The sequence below is a fragment of the Allomuricauda sp. XS_ASV26 genome, from assembly GCF_041224615.1.
Classification (GTDB): domain Bacteria; phylum Bacteroidota; class Bacteroidia; order Flavobacteriales; family Flavobacteriaceae; genus Flagellimonas; species Flagellimonas alginolytica.
In genome coordinates this window covers 473,199-495,128 of the sequence record NZ_JBGFGK010000030.1, presented here as the reverse complement: position 1 = coordinate 495,128, position 21,930 = coordinate 473,199, and the positions used below count along the sequence as shown (strand labels likewise).

Annotated in this window: 23 protein-coding genes; 11 read left to right on the top strand and 12 right to left on the bottom strand. The window is 41.6% G+C overall.

The window, feature by feature from the left end; translation table 11 throughout:
• Positions 1-20: 20 nt before the first annotated feature.
• A complete protein-coding gene (locus tag AB9K32_RS07355; RefSeq protein WP_369884799.1) occupies positions 21-1,901 on the bottom strand; it encodes a fasciclin domain-containing protein in 1,881 nt (626 codons plus the stop codon).
• A gap of 201 nt (positions 1,902-2,102) precedes the next feature.
• On the opposite strand from AB9K32_RS07355, the gene mnmA reads away from it, so the two are divergent.
• From mnmA to AB9K32_RS07340, 3 genes are read left to right on the top strand one after another with little or no spacing between them, the layout of a single operon-like run.
• Complete coding sequence (mnmA, locus tag AB9K32_RS07350; RefSeq protein WP_369884798.1) at positions 2,103-3,293, top strand: tRNA 2-thiouridine(34) synthase MnmA; 1,191 nt, start codon at positions 2,103-2,105, stop codon at positions 3,291-3,293.
• A gap of 50 nt (positions 3,294-3,343) precedes the next feature.
• Positions 3,344-4,285, top strand: coding sequence for an NAD(P)H-dependent flavin oxidoreductase (locus AB9K32_RS07345; RefSeq protein ID WP_369884797.1), 942 nt, complete (start codon positions 3,344-3,346; stop codon positions 4,283-4,285).
• 49 nt (positions 4,286-4,334) lie between these two features.
• A complete protein-coding gene (locus AB9K32_RS07340) occupies positions 4,335-4,811 on the top strand; it encodes a hypothetical protein (protein ID WP_224836479.1) in 477 nt (158 codons plus the stop codon).
• Here AB9K32_RS07340 and AB9K32_RS07335 read toward each other — a convergent pair.
• From AB9K32_RS07335 to AB9K32_RS07310, 6 genes are read right to left on the bottom strand one after another with little or no spacing between them, the layout of a single operon-like run.
• Complete coding sequence (locus AB9K32_RS07335; RefSeq protein ID WP_369884796.1) at positions 4,804-6,135, bottom strand: DUF58 domain-containing protein; 1,332 nt, start codon at positions 6,133-6,135, stop codon at positions 4,804-4,806. The genes AB9K32_RS07340 and AB9K32_RS07335 overlap by 8 nt on opposite strands.
• A gap of 2 nt (positions 6,136-6,137) precedes the next feature.
• On the bottom strand, positions 6,138-7,130 hold the full coding sequence (locus AB9K32_RS07330; RefSeq protein WP_369884795.1) for an AAA family ATPase: 993 nt from the start codon (positions 7,128-7,130) through the stop codon (positions 6,138-6,140).
• Positions 7,120-8,337: a DUF4350 domain-containing protein gene (locus AB9K32_RS07325; RefSeq protein WP_369884794.1), complete on the bottom strand. Its 1,218-nt coding sequence runs from the start codon at positions 8,335-8,337 to the stop codon at positions 7,120-7,122. The genes AB9K32_RS07330 and AB9K32_RS07325 overlap by 11 nt, the downstream gene beginning before the upstream one ends.
• Complete coding sequence (locus tag AB9K32_RS07320; RefSeq protein ID WP_224836483.1) at positions 8,330-9,061, bottom strand: DUF4129 domain-containing protein; 732 nt, start codon at positions 9,059-9,061, stop codon at positions 8,330-8,332. The genes AB9K32_RS07325 and AB9K32_RS07320 overlap by 8 nt, the downstream gene beginning before the upstream one ends.
• Positions 9,062-9,952 (bottom strand): hypothetical protein, encoded by an 891-nt coding sequence (locus AB9K32_RS07315; RefSeq protein ID WP_224836484.1) that lies wholly within the window; start codon positions 9,950-9,952, stop codon positions 9,062-9,064.
• Complete coding sequence (locus AB9K32_RS07310) at positions 9,936-10,907, bottom strand: stage II sporulation protein M (protein ID WP_224836485.1); 972 nt, start codon at positions 10,905-10,907, stop codon at positions 9,936-9,938. Before AB9K32_RS07310 ends, AB9K32_RS07315 begins: the two co-directional genes overlap by 17 nt.
• Before the next feature lie 35 nt (positions 10,908-10,942).
• On the opposite strand from AB9K32_RS07310, the gene AB9K32_RS07305 reads away from it, so the two are divergent.
• From AB9K32_RS07305 to AB9K32_RS07290, 4 genes are all read left to right on the top strand, one after another.
• Positions 10,943-11,659 (top strand): RDD family protein, encoded by a 717-nt coding sequence (locus tag AB9K32_RS07305; protein ID WP_369884793.1) that lies wholly within the window; start codon positions 10,943-10,945, stop codon positions 11,657-11,659.
• 2 nt (positions 11,660-11,661) lie between these two features.
• On the top strand, positions 11,662-12,273 hold the full coding sequence (locus AB9K32_RS07300) for a trimeric intracellular cation channel family protein (protein WP_224836487.1): 612 nt from the start codon (positions 11,662-11,664) through the stop codon (positions 12,271-12,273).
• A 179-nt stretch (positions 12,274-12,452) separates the two neighbouring features.
• Positions 12,453-13,568 carry a hypothetical protein gene (locus AB9K32_RS07295; protein ID WP_369884792.1) on the top strand — a complete coding sequence of 372 codons (1,116 nt, stop codon included), beginning with the start codon at positions 12,453-12,455 and terminating at the stop codon, positions 13,566-13,568.
• A gap of 11 nt (positions 13,569-13,579) precedes the next feature.
• Complete coding sequence (locus AB9K32_RS07290; RefSeq protein ID WP_369884791.1) at positions 13,580-14,065, top strand: hypothetical protein; 486 nt, start codon at positions 13,580-13,582, stop codon at positions 14,063-14,065.
• Between the two features lie 2 nt (positions 14,066-14,067).
• On the opposite strand, the gene AB9K32_RS07285 is transcribed toward AB9K32_RS07290, so the two are convergent.
• Positions 14,068-14,787: a peptidylprolyl isomerase gene (locus AB9K32_RS07285; protein ID WP_369884790.1), complete on the bottom strand. Its 720-nt coding sequence runs from the start codon at positions 14,785-14,787 to the stop codon at positions 14,068-14,070.
• Here AB9K32_RS07285 and AB9K32_RS07280 point away from each other — a divergent pair.
• Both AB9K32_RS07280 and AB9K32_RS07275 read left to right on the top strand, forming a co-directional pair.
• A complete protein-coding gene (locus AB9K32_RS07280) occupies positions 14,786-15,427 on the top strand; it encodes a CoA pyrophosphatase (RefSeq protein WP_369884789.1) in 642 nt (213 codons plus the stop codon). The two genes, AB9K32_RS07285 and AB9K32_RS07280, sit on opposite strands and share 2 nt — an antisense overlap.
• A 39-nt stretch (positions 15,428-15,466) precedes the next feature.
• A complete protein-coding gene (locus AB9K32_RS07275) occupies positions 15,467-16,288 on the top strand; it encodes a 1-acyl-sn-glycerol-3-phosphate acyltransferase (protein ID WP_224836492.1) in 822 nt (273 codons plus the stop codon).
• On the opposite strand, the gene AB9K32_RS07270 is transcribed toward AB9K32_RS07275, so the two are convergent.
• The 3 genes from AB9K32_RS07270 to AB9K32_RS07260 form a co-directional block, all read right to left on the bottom strand.
• Entirely contained in the window at positions 16,285-16,929 is a 645-nt protein-coding gene (locus tag AB9K32_RS07270; RefSeq protein WP_224836493.1) for a hypothetical protein, read from the bottom strand. The two genes, AB9K32_RS07275 and AB9K32_RS07270, sit on opposite strands and share 4 nt — an antisense overlap.
• A gap of 2 nt (positions 16,930-16,931) precedes the next feature.
• A complete protein-coding gene (locus tag AB9K32_RS07265) occupies positions 16,932-17,426 on the bottom strand; it encodes an RNA polymerase sigma factor (RefSeq protein WP_224836494.1) in 495 nt (164 codons plus the stop codon).
• Positions 17,427-17,500: 74 nt separating this feature from the next.
• Complete coding sequence (locus AB9K32_RS07260) at positions 17,501-18,928, bottom strand: amidohydrolase (protein WP_369884788.1); 1,428 nt, start codon at positions 18,926-18,928, stop codon at positions 17,501-17,503.
• Positions 18,929-19,027: 99 nt separating this feature from the next.
• Between AB9K32_RS07260 and AB9K32_RS07255 the strand changes: the two genes are divergently transcribed.
• Positions 19,028-20,335, top strand: coding sequence for an NAD(P)/FAD-dependent oxidoreductase (locus tag AB9K32_RS07255; protein WP_369884817.1), 1,308 nt, complete (start codon positions 19,028-19,030; stop codon positions 20,333-20,335).
• 97 nt (positions 20,336-20,432) lie between these two features.
• Entirely contained in the window at positions 20,433-20,951 is a 519-nt protein-coding gene (locus AB9K32_RS07250) for a hypothetical protein (protein ID WP_369884787.1), read from the top strand.
• A 6-nt stretch (positions 20,952-20,957) separates the two neighbouring features.
• On the opposite strand, the gene xerD is transcribed toward AB9K32_RS07250, so the two are convergent.
• Positions 20,958-21,854 carry a site-specific tyrosine recombinase XerD gene (gene xerD / locus AB9K32_RS07245; RefSeq protein ID WP_369884786.1) on the bottom strand — a complete coding sequence of 299 codons (897 nt, stop codon included), beginning with the start codon at positions 21,852-21,854 and terminating at the stop codon, positions 20,958-20,960.
• Positions 21,855-21,930 lie beyond the last annotated feature (76 nt).

Sequence of the window (21,930 nt, the reverse complement as noted above, 5' to 3'; positions counted from 1 at the left end):
ACAATTCATCAAATCAAAAACTAGTTGTTTGTATCGGGGATCAATACAGTGTCCACTGCGTGGATAACACCGTTTATGGCCTGTACATCTACTGCGATTATTCCAATGCCCGTGTTTCCGGCACCGTCGGTAACATCTGCAATATTATCACCGGTACCTGGTAGGTTTATGGTAATGTCATCTCCTTCCAAAGTAGTCGCCATAATGCCATCGGACAAATCTCCAGAACGTACATTGGCAGAGGCTACTACGTGGTGCTGCAGTACGCTGGTCAATAATCCACCATCAATATCTCCCAATTCGTTCCACATATCGTTGCTGTCCAATAGAGCTTGGAAGGCATCGTTGGTCGGAGCAAATACCGTGAATGGCCCAGTCCCGGAAAGTGTGGCAACAAAATCAGGCTGACCCTCTGTTGTCAATGCTGCTTGTAAAGAATCAAAAGTTGGATCGGCCACCGCAAAGGTAACCACTGTTGGGAGGTCAATGACCGCATCAACTGTATGGATCACTCCATTGCTGGCTACGATATCCGCCATTACAACATTGCTTACGCCGTTCAGGGTTACACCATCATCTGTATTGATATAAAGACTCAGGTTCTCATCGGTATCAAATTCAGCGGCAGTGTTAACATAAGAGTTGGACAAACCTGACGAGAATGCAGCAGCTCCTACAATCACGTGGTTGGACAGGATTGCATTAATGTCGTTGGAATTTGGATTGGTAAATGCACTGAATGCATCGTTACCTGGGGCGAATACGGTAAAATCCGTTTCTTCATCAGAAAGCAAATCTGTAAAGGTCGTGTTCCCACCTTCTGTTAGGGCCCCTACCAAAGATGAAAGTCCTGGGTTGGCCACTGCATGGTCAACAATATTTGGTATATCTATTACGGCATCTACAACGTGCACGATTCCGTTCAATGCCTTAACATCCGGCGTTACAACAGAAGATACTCCATTAAAGGTGACACCATCGGAAGTGTCGAAGAACAAACTTACATTTTGATCACCAGCTCCTGTAGCTAAAGTACTGGTATACCCGGAACCAAGTCCAGTTAGATCGGTAGAAGTAATTTCTCCACTTATCACGTGGTTTAACAATACGTTGGTGAGTACCTCTACAGGCACGTCCTCCAATGCTGCACCATCCAAGAATGTGGCAAAGGCATCATCGGTCGGGGCCAATACTGTAAATGGGCCATCCCCGCGAAGCACGGTAGGCAAATCTCCGTTGGCGGCACTTAAGGCAGCAACCAAATTCTGCAAGTTTTCGTTGCCGATCGCCAAATCTGTAATTGGCACAAGGATAATGTCTGCCAACTCATCCAGAATGGCCTGTGGCAATAGAACTTTATCAATAATGTGTACCACACCATTGGATACTTCAACATTGGCAGTGGTTACTTCGGCGTCCACATCGGTAGCGTCACTAATAAATACACCACCAGTAGTGGATACTTGAATAGTTGAGCCTTGTAGGGTGGTTATGGTCTGCCCATCACTCAAGTCTGATGATAGAACGGCAGCATCTGCTACAACGTGATACGTAAGAATCACGGCCAACAGGTCTTGGAGTTGTTGAGAATTAAAATCGTCCAAGGAGTCGAATCCATCCAGTTGGGCCAATAAATCGCTAAAGGCTTGATTGGTTGGGGCAAATACGGTAAATGGTCCTTTACCGCTCAAAGCAGCTACTAAATCGTTGTTTGCACTTTCGTCTGCCTTTTGAAGCGCACTTACCAAAGTACTGAGGTCAGCGGTAGCTTGTGCAGCGTCAACAATGGTTACGGTCGGTTCTACTTCTGGCATTGTTCCCTCGTCGTCGTCCGAGCAGGATACAATGGTCAGCAATAAGAACATTAAAGATAATCGTGTTAGGGTTTTTAATGCTTTCATGTCGGTGTTTTAAAATTGTTTAACGATTTAAAAATATAGTTAAACAAAATATAAACAATATTGTTTAACATTTTTGACTAAAAATTTAACAAAATAAGTTTTGAGCTGGCCTGAGATTAGAAATGGGTCAATAGGTGTTATTAGATATTTATCATTTTAAATGACCATCAATTTGTATTTTTGTAGTCTTAAAATTGAAAAATGAAAAAGGTAGTTGTAGGACTTTCTGGAGGGGTGGATTCCAGCGTGACCGCTTACTTGCTCAAAGAGCAGGGATACGATGTTATTGGCCTGTTCATGAAAAACTGGCATGATGACTCGGTGACCATATCCGAGGAGTGTCCGTGGTTGGAGGATAGCAATGATGCATTGATCGTTGCGGAAAAGTTGGGGATTCCTTTTCAGACGGTAGATTTAAGTGTAGAATACAAGGAGCGTATTGTTGATTATATGTTCAATGAATACGAAAAGGGAAGAACTCCAAATCCAGATGTTTTGTGCAATCGTGAAATTAAATTCGATGTGTTCCTTAACATAGCATTGCAGTTGGGTGCCGATTATGTGGCAACAGGACATTATTGCCGTAAAGGCACCATTAAAAATGAAGACGGTACGGAAACCTACCAATTATTATCGGGCAAGGACCCGAACAAGGACCAATCCTACTTTCTGTGTCAGCTGTCGCAAGAGCAACTATCCAAAACGTTGTTTCCCATCGGAGATCTTTTAAAACCAGAAGTGCGAAAAATTGCTGCGGATAACAACCTTATCACTGCAGATAAAAAAGATTCCCAAGGGTTGTGTTTTATTGGAAAGGTGCATTTGCCGGAATTTTTGCAACAAAAACTGAAACCCAAAAAAGGTGTCATTGTGGAAGTACCTGCCAATGCGGAACAATTTTCGGTCAATACGCCCGAATTTAATAACCAAAGGGATAAACTCATTTTCCAAGCCGAAAAGCCCGTCTACTCAAAAACAGATGGCAAAGTAGTCGGCGAGCACCAAGGAGCACATTACTTTACCATAGGCCAACGTAAAGGATTAAATGTAGGGGGAACAAAAGAACCATTGTTTGTAATAGACACCGATGTGGACAAGAATATAATTTACACCGGTCAGGGCAAATCTCACCCCGGCCTTTATCGAAACACGTTGTTTATTAAGGAGGACGAACTCCATTGGGTACGGCCCGATCTAGCCCTAAAGTTAGATGAGGCCATGGAGGTAAAAGCCCGTATCCGATATCGTCAACCCCTACAGCAAGCTACACTATATAAAGTAGAGAATGGATTGTTTGTGGACTTTAAGGATAAACAATCGGCCATTACCGAAGGACAGTTTGCTGCTTGGTATTTGGATGATGAACTAATAGGTTCTGGTGTCATTTCTTGATCGGAAGCCTAAATTTGATTATTTTGTCGGAAAACAGAATACCTGACTTTATGCAGCATAGAATCACAGAACTTTTCGGAATAGAATATCCCATTGTACAGGGCGGCATGATTTGGGCCAGCGGTTGGCGCTTGGCCTCTGCCGTATCCAATGCAGGAGGACTGGGCCTATTGGGCGCCGGGAGCATGTATCCCGAAGTGTTGGAGGAACATATCATAAAGTGCAAAAAAACGACCGATAAGCCGTTCGGGGTGAATGTGCCCATGTTGTACCCGGATATTGAAAAGTTGATGGACATTATTGTTGAGCAAGGCGTGAAAATTGTTTTTACTTCGGCGGGCAATCCAAAAACATGGACCAAGTTTCTTCAAGATAAAGGGATAACTGTTGTACATGTAGTGAGCAGTGTAAAGTTTGCTCTTAAGGCGCAAGAAGCCGGTGTGGATGCTGTTGTTGCCGAAGGTTTTGAAGCTGGAGGACACAATGGACGGGACGAAACCACTACAATGGTACTTATTCCTTCAGTGAAGGAAAAAATCACAATTCCCCTTATTGCGGCCGGCGGCATAGCTACGGGTAGGGCCATGTTGGCCGCTATGGTTTTGGGTGCCGATGGAGTACAGGTGGGAAGCAGGTTTGTCGCATCGCACGAAGCCTCGTCGCACGAAATGTTCAAACAGATGATTGTACAGGCCAAAGAAGGCGATACCCAACTTACATTAAAGGAGCTGGCACCGGTACGTTTATTAAAAAACAAATTTTTTCAGGACATACAGCAGGCCTATGCCAAAGGTGTAAATATGGAGGAATTGAAGGAATTATTGGGGCGGGCCAGAGCCAAAAAAGGAATGTTCGAGGGTGATATGGATGAGGGCGAACTGGAAATAGGCCAAGTCTCCGGACTTATTGATGCAATTTCGCCTGCAGCACAGATCGTGGCGGATTTAATGGCTGAATTTAACCAAGCAAAAGCGGAAATGTGCCAGTATTAGAGTTTTAGATACACATTTATAGAAACTTTTAATACTTTTATACCGCGCAATGAGAACACTAATCCCCACACTATTCCTTTTTGTGCTCGCTTTACAATGTCATGGGCAAGTGGAGCGGGACAAAGCACTCCATTTTTTGGGAGGTAACCTCTTTGGACTTGCAGGGGCAGGAATCGCCAAACAAGCTTCGGATGGTAATCGGATTTGGACCTTTGTGGGTTCCGTGGCCGGAAGTACATTAATTGGACTTGCAAAAGAAACCGTCGATGCAGGACAAAATAGTAATGGCTGGGATAACGACGATTTGGCGGCGACTATTTTAGGAGGTGTTACCGTTGGTGTAACGATCGACCTATTTTCGAAAAAGGACGACCGGAGAAGATTGCGTGGAAGATATTCCCACATGGACCTTAAAACACCAATAGGACCAATTCTTAAACCACAAACCCAATTCGTTGTTTTGGAAGGAAAACTGCCAGCATTGCAAACATTGGGTATATCCGGACAAGAACTTTCGGTTAAATAATTCCCCTGGCCTTTATTTCCAGATATTTATTGATGGTGTTCACCGTTAATTCCTCGGGCTTGGTCAAAATGGTCTGAACGCCATATTTTTGAAGCTCTTTCTGCATCAACCTTTTTTCCAAGGAAAACTTTTCTGCAATCGTTTTATGATAGATTGCTTGGATGTCTTCCGCATCTTCGGCAATAAGCGATTCCAACTCCGTATTTTCAAAGAAAATAACTACCAAAACATGCTTTTTGGCCATGGCCAATAGATATGGCAACTGCCTTTTAAGACCAGAAATATGTTCAAAATTCGTGTACAGCAAGAGCAGACTGCGTTGGTTCACTTTTCGCTTAACATGGGCATACAACATGCCAAAATCGGAATCTGAAAAATCGGTGGAAATGTTGTATAAGCTCTCCATTATGGTGTTGAGGTGGGTGAGCTTCTGCACGGCAGGGACAAAGGTCTCTATTTTTTTGGAGAAGGTGAGCAACCCTGTTTTGTCGTTCCGTTTAAGGGCGACATTGGAAAACGCCAATGAAGAATTAATGGCATAATCCAACAAGCTCAGTCCGTTAAAAGGCATTTTCATCACCCTTCCAGTGTCTATAATGGAGTAAATGGGCTGTGATCGCTCATCTTGGTACTGATTTACCATTAATTGGTTCTTTTTGGCAGTGGCTTTCCAATTAATGGTCCGTACATCGTCCCCTTTAATGTACTCTTTGATTTGCTCAAACTCTTGGGTATGGCCAATGCGTCTTATTTTTTTAAGCCCAAACTCCGTTAATCGATTGCTAGTGGCCAAAAAGTCGTATTGCTGCATTTGTATGATGGACGGATATACCGGTACCATCTGATCTTTTTGGAACACAAACTTTCTTTTAATTATCCTAAGCGGAGAGGAAGCAAACACAATAAGATTGCCAAACACATATTCTCCGCGCTCAACAGGGCGAAGTAAATATTCAAACAAATGAGGTTCTCCTTTTATTAATTCGGTTTTGTGTTCAAAATCCCTTTTTTGAAACTGAACAGGTAATTCATCGATTATAGAAACGAATGCCTTAAAAGGAAACATGGAAGTCAGTTGAGCCGCCAGTTTGTTCTGGTCGCTATTGGATAATTTCTGCGGTAGATTTCTTTGGGCTCGAATACCATTTTTTGTAGCATACATTAAATAAAGGTCTAGAAAGAATAGAGTCATTAAAAGATATACCAACAACCACGCTATCGGGTAAAGTACAGGAACCCAAAAAGAGATTACAAAACATGCGGATAGAACGGCAATGTACCTAAAGAAGATGTTATGTATGTATAGCGACCGAAAAAATGACATGCCTATCTGGGGATTTCAACGGATTCCACGATCATGGCAATCACATTTTCAGTGGTCATTCCCTCCATTTCTCGCTCTGGGGTTAAAATTACCCTATGATTGAGCACAGGGAGCAATGCTTTTTTTACATCCTCCGGGATTACAAAATCCCGGCCGGAAATAGCGGCAAAGGCCTTCGCGGCCGTTAACGTTGCAATGGATGCTCTGGGAGAAGCGCCCAAATACAAATGTGGATGGGTTCTTGTCAGGTTTATAATGTTGGCGATATAATCCAGAATTTTTTGTTCTACGACCACCTCGTGGATGTTCTTTTTAAACTCCGACAACTTTTCGGGCGACAATACTGCTTTTATTTGATCTTGTGGTTTTTCGCCCTTACGTTCGTGATGGTTCTTGAGTATTGCAATTTCTTCCTCGACCGAAGGATAGCTTACTTTAATCTTAAAAAGAAAGCGGTCCAGTTGCGCTTCGGGAAGAGCGTAGGTACCCTCTTGTTCAATCGGGTTCTGAGTGGCCAGAACCATAAAAGGCTCGCTCATTTTATAGGTGGTGCCATCAACCGTAGCCTGTCTTTCCTCCATGGTCTCAAAAAGGGCGGCCTGGGTTTTGGCGGGAGCACGGTTTATCTCATCGATCAAAATAATATTCGAAAAAATGGGCCCATTTTTAAATTCGAACTCCGTGGTCTTGGCATTGAAAACCGAGGTTCCCAGAATATCGCTGGGCATTAGATCGGGGGTAAACTGAATGCGGTTAAACTCTGTTTTGAGGGTTTTTGCAAAAAGCTTGGCGGTAACCGTTTTTGCAATGCCGGGGACACCCTCGATCAAAGCGTGCCCATCCGCCAATATGGATATGATCAGTAGTTCTATAAAATCTTTTTGCCCAACAATTATGGTGGACAACTCCTTTTTTATCTGCTCTACGGTATTCCTAAGTTCTTCCAAGGGTACCCTGCTGTTAAAGTCCAAGTCGTTTGTTTCGTTATTTTCCATCAACGTTTGCTTTAAATGCTTGTATTTTATTGTTCAGATTTTGTAATTCTATTTCGGTAATATGGTCTTTGGTTCTCAAATTTACGATCAATCCCATTAAGGACCTTACTTCCTCTTCCGTGGAATTGCCACGTATGGCCAGGTGCTTCAAAAATGTTTCATCCTCCAAATTTTGGGTGGAAACATGCAGTTTGGTCCTTAAGTATTCCAAAAAGTACTCAGTTTTATGTTTTGTGATTAATTGTAACTCTCCTTTTTCAAAATACATGTCTGCAATGGTCCGTGTAAACGCCAAGGTCTGATTTTTTAGTGGGGGTACCACGGCAATGGCGCGTTGTTTCCGTTTCCCTTCAAAAACAATATAGATCAATGCGCCGATAAGTGCCAGATAGTAAGCCCATTTAAACTCTTTGGTGTTCAGAAAAAGATACATCGGAGAAGTATAGAAGGATTTACCGGATTTGTGGAAGTTGTCCATAAATATTGGCCCTTTCTTGGGAAGATAGGCCAAAAGCCCGGCGGTGTATTCCAAATTGTTATCCTTTAGGATAAAGTAATTGGTAAATGCTTTGGGAAAGGCGCTCAAAACAATTTCTCCCTTACCGAATGATTGTTTTATGGTATTCACATATTTTTTGATGGTTTCCGTGCTATCGCCTTTAGCCTGTACTTCACCTAAAATTGTGGTTCTCAAGGTATCTATTTGATCAAAACCAGTGGTATAATAATCTTTGGTGTACTTTACTTTTGGACTTTGCAATTTTGGGTTGACCAATTGATAATGAAAAATGGGCTCCAATTGTCCACTATTATATACATTTTGAATATCTAAGTTGAGGGTATCCAACAATTTTCTTTCAAAAGAGTTCGACGCCACAAATAGGTGGTTGCCCTGTTCTACCCATTCCAATAGGGCATTGAGCTCGGCTTCTTCAAAAGAAACGGATTCATTCACAAAAAAATAGGCGCCTTGTACGGAATCAGTGCGGGTCAACAATTCAAAAGGCGGTTTTTGTACTTGCTGAATCCTATTTGGAAAGTATGTTTCCATAAGATCGTTCAGTACGTAGGTGCCGTAAGGAATTTTATGATGGGACACGAACGATGGAAACCAATTTACTTTTTTGGGTTTATTGTATTCCATTACAAAAATGATTCCTAGCGCAAGCCCACCTAGTACTATATAGATCCATCCTTTTTTAGACATTGTTCAATGCATTTTTTAAGGATTTGAAAATGGTTTCGGCTTTGGTATAGCGTTCCCAGTTTAACTCAAACTCGCCGTACCATACATAATCATAAAGAACGGTGGCTCTGCCAAAATCGTCCAACAACGGACTTGTCGATAATTCCTCCAAATAATCATCGTTGGTTTTTTGTTGTTGCCAATCTATCCATTCGTGTTCAGATAATAATTGTAGGATAAACAGGTATTGATATCGAATGGCAAGGCGGTAATTTTTATCGCTCAGGGCATTTTTTATCAATTGTTCAATATCTTCATTTTTAATAATGTGTTCATCTTCCGACAATGAGACCATGTTGGGGTTCTTATTTTTTTTACCCTTGCCCTGTATGTTCGACCTTACAAAAAAGCGGATTACCAAATACAGGAATAGGGCAAGAAGCAAATAGGGGAGAATCTCCAAAAACACGGCCAAATAGCCTTCTGCATTGCCTACACCAAAGATCCACTCAAAAAATCTTCGTAAAAGATTGTAGAACCAGTTGATCACATCCGTGAACCAAGTGCTTTCCGTTTTTACCTCTTCATAATTGAACTTTGAATCATTCTTATAGGTATCCAGGTCACTTTTTTGGAACTGTACAGGGGCAATATCCGATTTATCATACTTAACAAGGGTGTCGTTCTGGGCAAAAAGAATTGTCCAAGAAAAAAGCACGTATGATAAGATCAGTAATTTTTGCATCTATTCCTCCGATGATTTTCCCAGGCTTTCGATGCGTTCAAAAGTACCTGTAAAATTTTTCTTTTCGTTTAGGTTGAAAAATATCAAGGAAGTGGCCACCAAAAAAATGATGTTCATTAAGAATTGGACCAAAGTGCTCAGAATATTTAAAATGAGATAAATGGGGTCGTTAAAAACATTCATACTTTCAGCATCCATTTCTCCGGAAAACACCCCCATTTTTATCCACATATAGATTACACTGGGCAAACTAAAAGCATAGGAGGCAATCGCCACGATAATATAGATCACAAAAAGGGTCGCAAATGTGATCCACCAGTTTTCCTTGATCAGGGTAAAACTATATTGATAGGATTCCATGGCATCTTTTTTAAGAAATACCAGAATGGCAAAAGATATGGAAAGAGGAACGGCTAAATATATTCCTGGAATTACGCAAAGAAAGATGCCGACCATTACCGACAGGCCCACCAAAATCCCCAAGCCGATTAGCGACCAAAAGGAGCCGTACACCCCTTTGTGGATCTCCTCAAAGTTTATGTTTCCTTTATTGTTGATGTACGACTTTATGTAATGTAGCACAGTGCCTTGTGCCAGAACGTAGGCTGCAACGGAACTGAACATTAAAGCCGCTACGGCCAAAACCATAATAATGGGCGAGAATGCCGCGCTGGGGGTGCTCCCAAAGGTGCTTAAACTAAAAATATCTCCTATAGTGTACATGTAGAACCCCATGGAGATCAGCATAACCAAAATATAGGGCCCCACAATTTTTAAAATGGTCCTAAAAAATGTTTTAAACTCGTTTCTAATAAAACCGAAACAGTCCGAAAGAATTTCTCCCAGTTCCCGTTGCTTTTTAAACTCGATATATTTATTGGTTGTTTGCATGTTGGTTTTTTCTATGGATTTGATTTGGATATATAATGTAATAGAATATGATCAATGCTAACGAAGACAGTATAATTAAAATTGCCAACCAGTCCGGCATTTCGGTGTGCCGGGTTACAAACCCTTCCAAGAAGCCGGCCATAATAAAAAAAGGAACGGTGCTCACCATTATTTTAAGGCCATTTTTAACCCCTCTTTTAAACGATTCCAATCGAGTGTAAGTGCCAGGGAATAAGATTCCATTGGCCAAGACCAATCCGGCACAGCCTGCGATAACGATTACTGAAATTTCTATGGTACCGTGGATCCAAATGGTTCTTGCGGATTCCCACAACAATCCTTTCTCGTAGAAAAAGTATTGAAAACTCCCCAACATAATACCGTTCTGCATCATAATATAAAGTGTGCCCACGCCCAAAAAAATCCCAAAGGCAAATGCATATATGGCGACTTTGATGTTGTTTATGGTAATGCCCAAGAACATATTAAAAGCGCCTTGTTCCTTATACACGGCCATTGGGTCGCCTTTTTCAATATTTTCCAGGGTCATGTTTACATAGCCGTTACCTAAAATGGACCGCACAAAGTCACCTTCGTTGGCAGAGGAGAAAGCACCCACAACCGCAAAAAAGGAAAATACCAAGAATGAAATCAGCAATTCCCGATGATGGTTCTTGAACATGGTCGGAAACTCGATTTTCCAAAAATGTACAATACGGTTTCTGGATTCCCGTTTGGTCTTGTAAATTTTCTGATGTGCTTGGGAGGCAAGTGTGTTCAGATAAATCTGCGTGTTGCTGCCCGGGTAAAACGTTTTTGCGTAACTCAGATGATCGGTAATCTCGATATAAAGATCCGAAAGCTCGTCTGGGTGAAGTTGTCCTTTGTGGAGCAGAGCATTTTCAAAAGCGGCCCATTTATCCTTATTTTGCCTTACAAAAGCGGCCTCGCGCATTAAATCTTTTGGTTTAAAAGTAAAGAAACTAATTTATGGAACAATTTCAAATAGAAACGGCCCAAAATATAACCATCAACCAAAACACGTCCCATTTGGGAGAGCGTATGCTGGCTTATATTATAGATAGCTTTATTATTATGGTGTATTTTATTTTGATGATTGTTTTTTTGGTTTCGTTGGATATCGAGATCGAGGATCAATGGGCTTTCTATTTAATACTCAGTTTACCTGCTTTTTTTTATTATTTACTTTTTGAAACCTTGATGGATGGCAAGACCATAGGTAAGAGTGCCATGAAACTAAGAGTGGTCAAGTTGGATGGCTCCAAACCTAACTTTGGAAATTACTTTGTTCGCTGGGCCCTGCGCATTATAGATGTGAGCCTAACCTCTGGAGGAGCTGCCGTACTCACTATTTTGATCAGGGGTAAAGGCCAGCGTATTGGAGATATAGCCGCGGGAACTACAGTGATCAGTGAAAAAAAGCGCATATCCCTGAAGGATACCCTATTACGTGAATTGCCCGAAGATTATAAACCCACCTTTCCGCAAGTAACGGTTTTTAAGGATCAGGAAATGCAGACCATCAAAGAATTGTATGACAAGGCCAAATTGAATGGAAACCATAATATTATTGTTTCTTTGGACCAAAGGATCAAGGAGGTGACGAAGGTACAGACTTTGTTACAACCTATCGAATTTGTGGATGTGGTCATCAAGGATTACAACTATTACACTCAAAAAATGTAAGGATGTTATATCAAACCATTGATATTTTAGGAACCATAGCCTTTGCTATTTCTGGGGTTTTGGTGGCCATGGAAAAACGGTTGGACCTCTTCGGGGTTTTAATTATTGCATTTGTTACGGCCATTGGCGGTGGTACACTTAGGGATTTGCTGATTGGTAATACACCGGTGGGTTGGATGCAGGACCTGACCTATGTAACCACTATTTTTATCTCCGTAGTATTTGCCATTATTTTTGTGAACAAACTTAAGTATTTAAGGCGATCGTTGTTTTTGTTCGATACAATTGGTATCGGACTTTATACCATGGTCGGTGTGGAAAAAGGGTTGGAAGCAGAGTTATTGCCCATTATGTGTGTTTTTCTCGGTACTATGACGGCCTGTTTTGGTGGCGTAACCCGTGACATCCTTTGCAATGAGATTCCTGTTATTTTTAGAAAGGAGATTTATGCCACGGCCTGTATTTTAGGCGGTGCCAGCTATTTCTTGTTTTCCCAGTTCCCGATAAAGGACAGCTACGCTTACATTGCTGCGATTTTGGTTGTGATAATTATTCGCTTGATCGCGGTTGTTTTTGGAGTTAGCTTACCGAGTATCTACAAGAAAGCAGCTTAAAAGATCGTCCCTAACTTTTTAAGAATTTGAATTAATGCTTTTTTAGTGGCATTAACCGTGTCTTAATCTTTTTTACGTTTTTGTTAGTCCTTATCAGGGTTATATAGTTCTACATTGCTTATAGAGCAAACTAAATAACCGATTATTCAATGAGGACATCACGATCACTTAAAATTTTCATGTTCATACTGGTTTCCATTATGGGATTCCATCAATTAATGGCACAGGGATGCGTTGCGATTAGGCATTTCTCATCTTGTGTTGGAAACACTTTGGAAAACAGTTTGTTAGGTCCGGGCGACATACAGGTTGGTAGTAACTATAGGTATTTTAAATCTTTTCGACACTTTAGGGGCACGGAAGAAGAACCCGATAGAGTTTCCAATGAAACAGAGGTTATCAACCATTCGCATTCCTGGGATTTCTTTTTAACCTATGGTATATCGGATAGGTGGTATGCCAGTATAACGATCCCGACCGTAATAAATACCAGGTCGTCCTTGTACGAACATGGTCGAGAAGAGCGTAACACCACATTTTCCAGGGGTTTGGCGGACATTAGAGCAGGTGTGGGCTTTTGGTTGTTTGATCTCGAAAAAAATCAAAATGGAAATTTGGCATTGGGATTGGGTGTAAAGTTGCCTACCGGCAACTACAACGCATCCGATATTTTTTACAACGTGGGACCCAACGATGGGCCACAGGTGAGACCTGTTGATCAAAGTATACAGCCGGGAGATGGTGGTTTTGGAATAACGTTGGATTTTCAGTTTTATCGAAAGATCGGAGAAGGTTTTTTTGCCTATGGGGGTGGTTTTTATCTTTTAAATCCAAGAGAGACCAACGGAACAAGAACTTTTAGGGAAACTTTAAGTCCTATTCTGCAAAATGAAGCAATTATGGCTGTTCCAGATCAATTCTCTGTCCGAGCAGGTGTCAGTCATCTTATAAGTTCCGCCATTTCAGCTTCATTGGGAGCGCGGTACGAAGGTGTTCCGGTAAAAGACCTTATCGGAGGCAACGCGGGTTTTAGAAGGCCGGGAAACGTACTTTCCATTGATCCCGGTATAGCATTTATTAAAGATAACTTTTCATTGAACCTTAATGTTCCGTTCGCAGTGAGAAGAGAGCGGCCCCAAAGTGTGACCGACCTTCAAACACAAGAAGTTACAGGGGAGCCCAGAGCGGGAGATGCTGCTTTTGCGGATTATTTGATCAATGTGGGAGTGTCCTACAGATTCTCCCAAAACAGGGTAAAGGTAAATCCTGAACTAATGAATGAATTCAAGAATTAAATCCCGATCTTTTGAAAATATCGTTTAAAGAAAAATTGCTCGTTGTTTCGGTAGGTCTGATATATTGTTGGTTTGGTGGATTAAAGTTTTTTCCAAATCTAAGTCCTGCCGAAGATTTGGCAAAGAACACCATACATCAGCTTACTTTGGGCCTAATACCGGATCAAGTCTCCATTCTGATTTTGGCCATTGGCGAGGTTACCTTGGGTGTTTTATTGATCGTTGGTTTTATGCGCCAACAAGCTGTAGTTCTATCGTTGATTCATATGGCCTGTACATTTTTGCCTCTTTTCTTTTTTCCTGGGGAAGTTTTTGGTGAAGAGCCGTTATCGCTCACCTTGCTCGGTCAGTACATATTAAAAAACCTGATCATTGTGGCTGCCCTTGTTTCGGTTTATGAAAAAAAGACAACAACGACCAGAAGAATTTTGGAAAAAGAAGTTCCAAAACAAAGTTTGGTGACCAAGGTATGGGTTACAATAAGCAGTTATAAATAAATTTATAATACTTCGGCTTTCAGAATATAAATGTTCTGCCAAGGCCAATCCCCATCACCGACCGGAACATTGTTAATGGCATCCACAACATCCATTCCTTCCACCACACGGCCAAATGGAGTGTAAGATCCATCAAGGTGGTAGGACCCCGGGTTTGTTACCACTATAAAAAATTCGTAGGGCGAAGCCAGTTTGTGTGGGTTGTCCCTTTCACTACTGGGCATGGAAATTGTGCCCCTATGGTGCTTGTGCCCTTTTTTGGCATCGGGCGGTAGTAAATATCTACCGATTTTGCCACGTTTTTTAGCAGTACGCTTATCGTCCGAATTGCCCCCTTGAATTATAAAGTCCTTGACCACTCTATGGAATTGTGTACTATCAAAATAATGTTGTTTGGCCAAATAGATAAAATTTGCCTTATGGTATGGAACATTGTCATACAGCTCTACAGTAAAACTTCCCATGGTCGTGGTAATCCTTACCCTGTTTTTTTTTAAGGTCTTGGCATAGTTAAAAAAGAAATCGATGGCATTTTCCTCCGTTAGCTTGAACGGTTCTTTCTCTTCTTCGACTTTTAGGGAATCCACTGGAGCCTGTGCAAGGCTATCCGTATTTGCAATATTTTCCTGAACTTTGTTGTTTTCTTTTTTTGGTGATTCTCCGCATGAAGCGAGTAAAAGAAATAATAAACTTGTGATTAAAGCCGATTGTCTCAACAGCATGGATTTTAATGAATTTTATCAACTTGCTCTAAAATTAAAAAATCTCCCACTTCCGGGAACGGATTCTCACAATAAAATGTCTCCGGACCTTCGGATTCAGTGGTTAAAACAGAACAAGGTGGAAGATGTAAACCCAAAAAGGGCAGGGGTTATGGCTTTGTTCTATCCGGACGTTGAACAAGAGACCAGGCTTCTTTTAATTCTTAGGAAAGTGTATAAAGGGGTACATTCCAACCAGATCGGATTCCCGGGTGGAAAAGTAGAAATGATTGATAAAGACTTAAGGGATACCGCTCTTCGGGAAACACACGAAGAAGTGGGTGTGCCTCCAAAAGAGATAGAAGTGATCAAGGGATTAAGCGAAGTGTACATACCACCGAGCAATTTTTTGGTAAAACCATATATTGGAGTTTACCCGCAGCCCAAGCCATTTGTAAAGGAAGAGAAAGAAGTAGAGAGTCTGGTAGAGGTCTATTTAAAGGATTTTATGGACGATTCCAACCATATTCAAGAAATATTGAGTACATCCTATGCAAAAAATATCAATGTACCGGCCTTTAAGTTAAATGGTTACACGGTTTGGGGGGCTACCGCCATGATGTTGAGCGAGATCAAAGAACTTTTACGGCAAGTGCTTTAATCGCTATTTTGTAAATTTGCAATCTAATCAACACAGCACATGGGGCTATTCAAGAAGAACCCTTTTGGACATATCTTATTTTTAAAACGATGGTTGATTCGTATCGCTGGTATGATGACGCATCAGCGTTATAAAGGATTTAACACGCTTGAAATCGAAGGATCACAGGTGATTCGTGAACTTCCTGAGAACAATGTACTTTTTGTAAGCAACCATCAAACATATTTTGCCGATGTGGTGGCTATGTTCCATGTTTTTAATGCCAGTTTAAAGGGCAGGGACGATTCCATTAAAAATTTGGGCTATTTATGGAACCCCAAACTCAACATTTATTATGTTGCGGCCAAGGAGACCATGAAAAAGAGTCTCTTGACCAAAATTTTGGCCTACGCAGGCTCCATTAGTATTGAAAGGACTTGGAGAGCAGATGGACAAGATGTGAACCGGCAAGTAAAATTCAGCGACATTTCCAATATCGGGAAAGCGCTGGACGACGGATGGGTAATAACCTTTCCGCAGGGGACCACTACGCCTTGGAAACCATTGCGCAAAGGAACGGCGCATATTATTAAAAAGTACAGACCCATCGTGGTGCCCGTTGTTATAGATGGCTTTCGTAGGTCTTTTGATAAAAAAGGCCTTCGTGTTAAAAAGAAGGGGATTTTGCAGTCCATGCAAATAAAAGAACCTTTGGATATTGATTACGATAACGAATCCATTGCTTCCATTTTGGAAAAATTGGAGTACGCGATTGAGCAACACCCATCATTCCTTAAAGTAATTCCACAAAAAGAGCTTTTGGCCTACGAAGAGGAAAATCAAAAAAGACGTTACAGTTACAAGGGCAAACTGGAAAGTTAGACTTCCAAACGTTTGAGGTCGTTGTAGTTTCTGCGAAGCCTTTTTAATAAAATTCCATAGAGCAGTTTGTAAAACAGCCAGATCAAAAATAGGATTATGGCAGTAAAAACCACGGAAATACCGATTACCATGGCCCAAAATGCCATAGTGTTCCCATCCTGTGAGGCAGCCTCGATAATTTTTTTGCCTTCGGGCCCATAAATCAGTACGCCGTACATATTTATGATTAGATAAGTAGTGAAAATGATGAGGTTGAACCAAACATATTGGGTAACGGTTCGTTTTACTTTTAATATGGTTTTCATCAAATTACGGGACGAATCCGTGAAGGATATCTTTTTGTAATTGTTGTAGAACTTAAGTATAAAATATAGGATTATACCGTAGTTGACCACGTTTAGAACCATAATCACCTTATGAATGTGCATGGCTTTGAGCTCCTCCATGGTCTCCGGTCCGCTAAAAATAATATTGATTCCGGCCCAGAACACAAACTCGATAATGCTGATATAGAAAATCCATTTAACTATGGAGGAGGATTTTTTCTTGATCATCGGATATATCTGCTCATAGGACAACTTGGGAAGGTTCGCTTCCCGTTTTTGCCAATCTTTTTTTAACAGCTCCAGTTCATCCAACATAACTATGGATTTAATATGGTTTTTAATTTTGTTTTCACCCTGCTCATTTTCACTCTTGCATTTACTTCGGATATACCCAGTGTTTCGGCGATCTCCGAATAATCCTTGTCCTCTAGATAAAGAAAAACCAAAGCCTTGTCGATATCGCCAAGTTGTTTTATGGCGTCGTACATCAGTTTTAATTGGCGCTCCTCGGTATCGTCGTAATCGGTAGTCTTTATCTTATAGAGTACCGAATCAAAATCCTGGGTCTTTACCCTTTTTTTTGATTTGCGGTACAACGTTATCGCTGTATTAAGGGCTACGCGGTACATCCATGTACTAAACTTGGAATCCCCTCGAAACTTTGGATATGCTTTCCACAACTGAATCGTGATTTCTTGGAACAGATCATTGTGCGAATCTTTGTCGTTGGTATATAGACTGCATACCTTATGGACAATGTTCTGGTTGTCCTCAAGTTCCGTAACAAATCGATGTTCCAGTTCTTTGTTCACTAAGCGGTTGGTAAGTTTGCTCTACTTAATAGTAGTACAAAAGTAGAATTTGTTACACTTTAAATTGAAAATTTCTATTTACGATAGTCCAAAGCGGGCGGTCTGTTGCCCAACATCGGCACATATGTAAAGTCTTTTCCTCTTCTGTCCTGCAGTTCTTTTTTGGCAGCTTCCACTGTTTTGGTATCTTGAAAAAGGTCCATTGCGGTCAAGGATAGGGTTTTTGCGGCCACCATCATCCCTTTGTGCCCAATGCTCATACCACCTGCCGCAACAGCTTGCCAACTATGGGCGGGAGTACCGGGCACCCAAGTGGCGGCCCCCATTCCCGCGGTGGGTACGGTAAAACTTACATCACCTACATCTGTAGAACCAAAGGCACGTGCCGTTTCGCGGTAAGGTTGCACGGTTTCTACGGTTTTTAGATCAAGACTTGGTTTGCCCAGACTTTTAGAAATTTTTTCGGCGAAGGCTATTTCCTCATCACTATAAGTAAAACCACCAACGGTCGTTAGGTTATCGTGCATTATTTTTTGTAGGGTAAGGTTGGGTAAAAGTTCATGTGTGCCCCCGATCATTTCATATTCCATGGTTGTACCTGTACCCAAGGCAGCACCTTCTGCAGCCTTTACAATTCTATCAAAAATATCTACGACCACATCCCTTGTGTTATGTCTTGCGTAGTAATACACCTCGGCATAGTCGGGCACAACATTTGGAGCTTTGCCCCCATCTGTTATTACGTAATGTATTCTGGCTTCTTGTGGAATATGTTCTCTCATCATGTTGACCATAGCATTCATGGCCTCCACACCGTCCAGGGCAGATCTTCCCATTTGAGGAGCTGCGGCTGCGTGGGCGGAAACACCGTAAAACCTAAATTTGGCAGATTTGTTGGCCAATGCAGCACCTGCACTTGCCGCGTTGGCAGCACTTGGGTGCCAATGTAAGGCTACGTCCACGTCGTTAAAAACACCTTCTCGGACCATGTAGACTTTTCCTGATCCACCCTCTTCTGCAGGGCATCCATAAAATCGAATGGTTCCTTTAATATTGTTGGCTTCCATCCAATCTTTTACAGAAATTGCGGCAGCAGTGGAGGCTGTACCAAATAGATGGTGACCACAGGCATGTCCGGCGGCACCACCTGCCGATTTTTTCTTGGGAACTGCTTCTTGGGATAATCCGGGCAAGGCATCATACTCCCCTAAAATGGCAATTACGGGATAACCGGAACCATATTCCGCCTTAAAAGCCGTTGGAATACCGGCAATACCGGCATCTATGGAGAAACCAGCTTCAGACAAGGTTTTCTGTAAAAGTGCCGAACTTTTTTCTTCTAAATAGCCCATTTCCGCTAGGCCCCAAATTTCGTGGGCTATTTCAATATAGGTTTCAGATTTTGATTCTAATTGGTTAATGACATCCTTTTTCTTTTTTTGAGCATGTACGGCAATTGCGACAAAAAGGAACAATACACCGAAGGGGAGTAATTTTTTCATGGTTGGAAGGTTTTTGAGTTAGCGCTTAAATATACAAAAAAACAGTCCCGAGATGGTATGTGCTGATGCGGAATACGTAAATTTGTAGCTATGTCTAGCATGAACATTCCTCAATCCAGTTTTCCCAGGGTCGTTATCATCGGCGGTGGTTTTGGTGGTATAGCATTGGCCAAAAAACTTAGTAAGAAAGAAGCACAAGTAGTGCTTTTGGATATGCACAATTATCACAACTTTCAACCCTTGCTTTACCAAGTTTCTACGGGTGGATTGGAACCCGATTCCATTGCCTATCCCATTCGAAAAGTATTGCAAGGTTATCCCAATTTCTTTTTTAGGTTGGCAAATGTTGAAGAAATAAAAACGGATACCAAAAGGGTAAAGACCAATATAGGTGAAATCTTCTACGACTATTTGGTTGTGGCGACCGGTTCCGAAACCAATTTTTTTGGGAATAAAGGTATAGAGACCAAAGGAATGGCCATGAAGACGATTCCACAGTCGTTGAACCTGAGAAGTTTGATATTGGAGAATTTTGAGCAAGCTCTACTTACCGATGATCTCCACGAGCGTGATGCTTTAATGAATTTTGTTATTGTGGGTGGTGGACCTACAGGAGTTGAACTGGCAGGGGCATTGGCCGAGATAAAAAAAGGGATACTGCCCAAGGATTATCCCGATCTGGATACACGTAGAGCGCAAATAAATTTGGTACAGGGCGGCGACAGGCTTTTGCCGGCCATGAGCGCAAAAGCTTCACAAAAGGCCGAAAAATTCTTGGAAGAGCTAGGGGTAAATGTTTGGAAAAATATTCGGGTAACCGATTATGATGGCAAACGTGTATCCACCAATACAAAGACTATTTTTGATGCGGAAACCTTGGTTTGGGCCGCTGGGGTTAAAGCTGTTGGTCTTAAAGGTTTGGATGCCGAGGAAATGCTTTGTAGGGGAGAGCGCTTAAGGGTCAACCATTTTCATCAAATTGAGGGCTTGGAAGACGTTTTTGCCATTGGCGACGTGGCCCAAATGGAAAGTGAGGACTATCCCCATGGCCATCCCATGATGGCACAACCTGCCATTCAGCAAGGAAGGAACCTGGGAAACAATTTAGTTCGCCTGCTCGAGGGCAGACCCATGAAGCCTTTTGTGTATAAGGATAAGGGGAGTATGGCCACGGTGGGCAGGAACAAAGCAGTGGTGGATATGCCCAATTTTAAGTTTCAAGGGGTATTTGCCTGGTTTGTGTGGATGTTCGTACACTTATATTTTCTTATCGGTTTTAGGAATAGGGTAGTGGTATTTATCAACTGGGTGTACAATTATGTCCGCTTCGACCGAGAGGCCCGATTGATCATTCGCCCATTTAAAAAACAGAATAGGGTAAAGCGGGATAACTTGATACAGGATTAAAACGATAAAGTAATGTTCCCAGAATATAGGGTTAATTTTAAGCCAATGGTCATGGTAATTTAACCTTCATCTGGTAAATTGGTACAAAACATTTACCATGTATAAACTTGTTTTTTTCTTTTTTTGTGGAATTTCTTTGCTAATCGGCCAGATTTGTATTGCGCAGTATGTTCCACTATCATCTTCCAAATCCATCGAAACACCAATCTATATAGAAGGTTTTACTTATCCAAAATTTGATGAGCTATCTCATTTTGCTTGGTTCAATGTCAATTTAAAAGTATTAAAGGAAACGGAATTGCAAATTATAGGAGATCATTACAGAAGGTATAACGAGGATAGATTTAAGATAGGAGTAGGGTTTAGACAACGATTAAGTGAAAAATCAAGGATTCTGGGTGGCTATCAAAAGGAATGGGATCTCTATAATAGAGGAAGGGGGTATCCAAATCCATTACCTCGTAAAGAGGTGTTCTTTGGTGTGCAACACCAGGTAAAAGAGAATATATTGATGGATGCTAGGTTGGTTCGACCTACCTACGAATCAAATTTCTATAGTATTGGTCTCGAAGGGGTGAAGACTCGACTCGATATGGGAACCCGTATCAAGTTTTGAGAATGTTTACATTCTTGGATGAAACTCATGGAGCACTTCCATCAAGTGTTTCCTGTTAACATGCATGTACACTTCGGTTGTGGTAATGCTCTCGTGCCCCAACATTTGCTGTATGGCCCTTAGGTCAGCACCGTTTTCCAAAAGATGTGTGGCAAACGAATGGCGAAAGGTATGGGGACTGATATTCTTTTTAAGCCCAATCGTTTCGGCAAGTCGCTTTATTATGGTAAAGATCATGGCGCGGGTAAGTTGTTTACCCCTGCGGTTGAGAAATACAAAGTCTTCGTGCTCCTTTTTTATCGGCAAGTGTACACGGATCTCATTACGATAAATATCAATGTATTTTTGGTTCACCTGGCTGATCGGTACAAATCGCTGTTTGTTCCCCTTCCCCGTTACTTTTATAAAATCCTCATCAAAATACAAATCCGAAAGTCTTAGGTTGATGAGTTCCGAGACCCTTAGTCCACACCCGTAAAGGGTTTCCAATATGGCCCTGTTCCTTTCTCCCTCGGGCTTCGACAAATCGATTGCGGCTATCAGTTCATTGATTTCGTCTTCGGAGAGGGTGTCCGGCAGTTTTCTGCCAATTTTTGGTGTTTCTATCAAGTCCATCGGATTATCCTCCCGGTAATCTTCAAAAACCAAATAAATAAAGAAGCCTTTAAGGCCAGAGATAATGCGAGCCTGAGTTCTAGGCGTTACCACCTTGGCGATTTCGTAGATAAATTGTTGAATGGTATCCTTATCGATTTCGATCGCATTTTCAACTATGCCTTGCTCTTCCAGATAGCCCACAAGTTTTTGAATATCCATGGAATAATTGGAAATCGTATTTGGTGATAGTCCCCGCTCGATTTTTAAGTAGTTTTGGTAATCTTTTATCGCTTGATTCCACTTCATATATTCAAATATAAGCACATAATATCTTCAAAATTAATTCCAAGTGCGCATTGGTCAATTCAGAATGCCCTTTGGT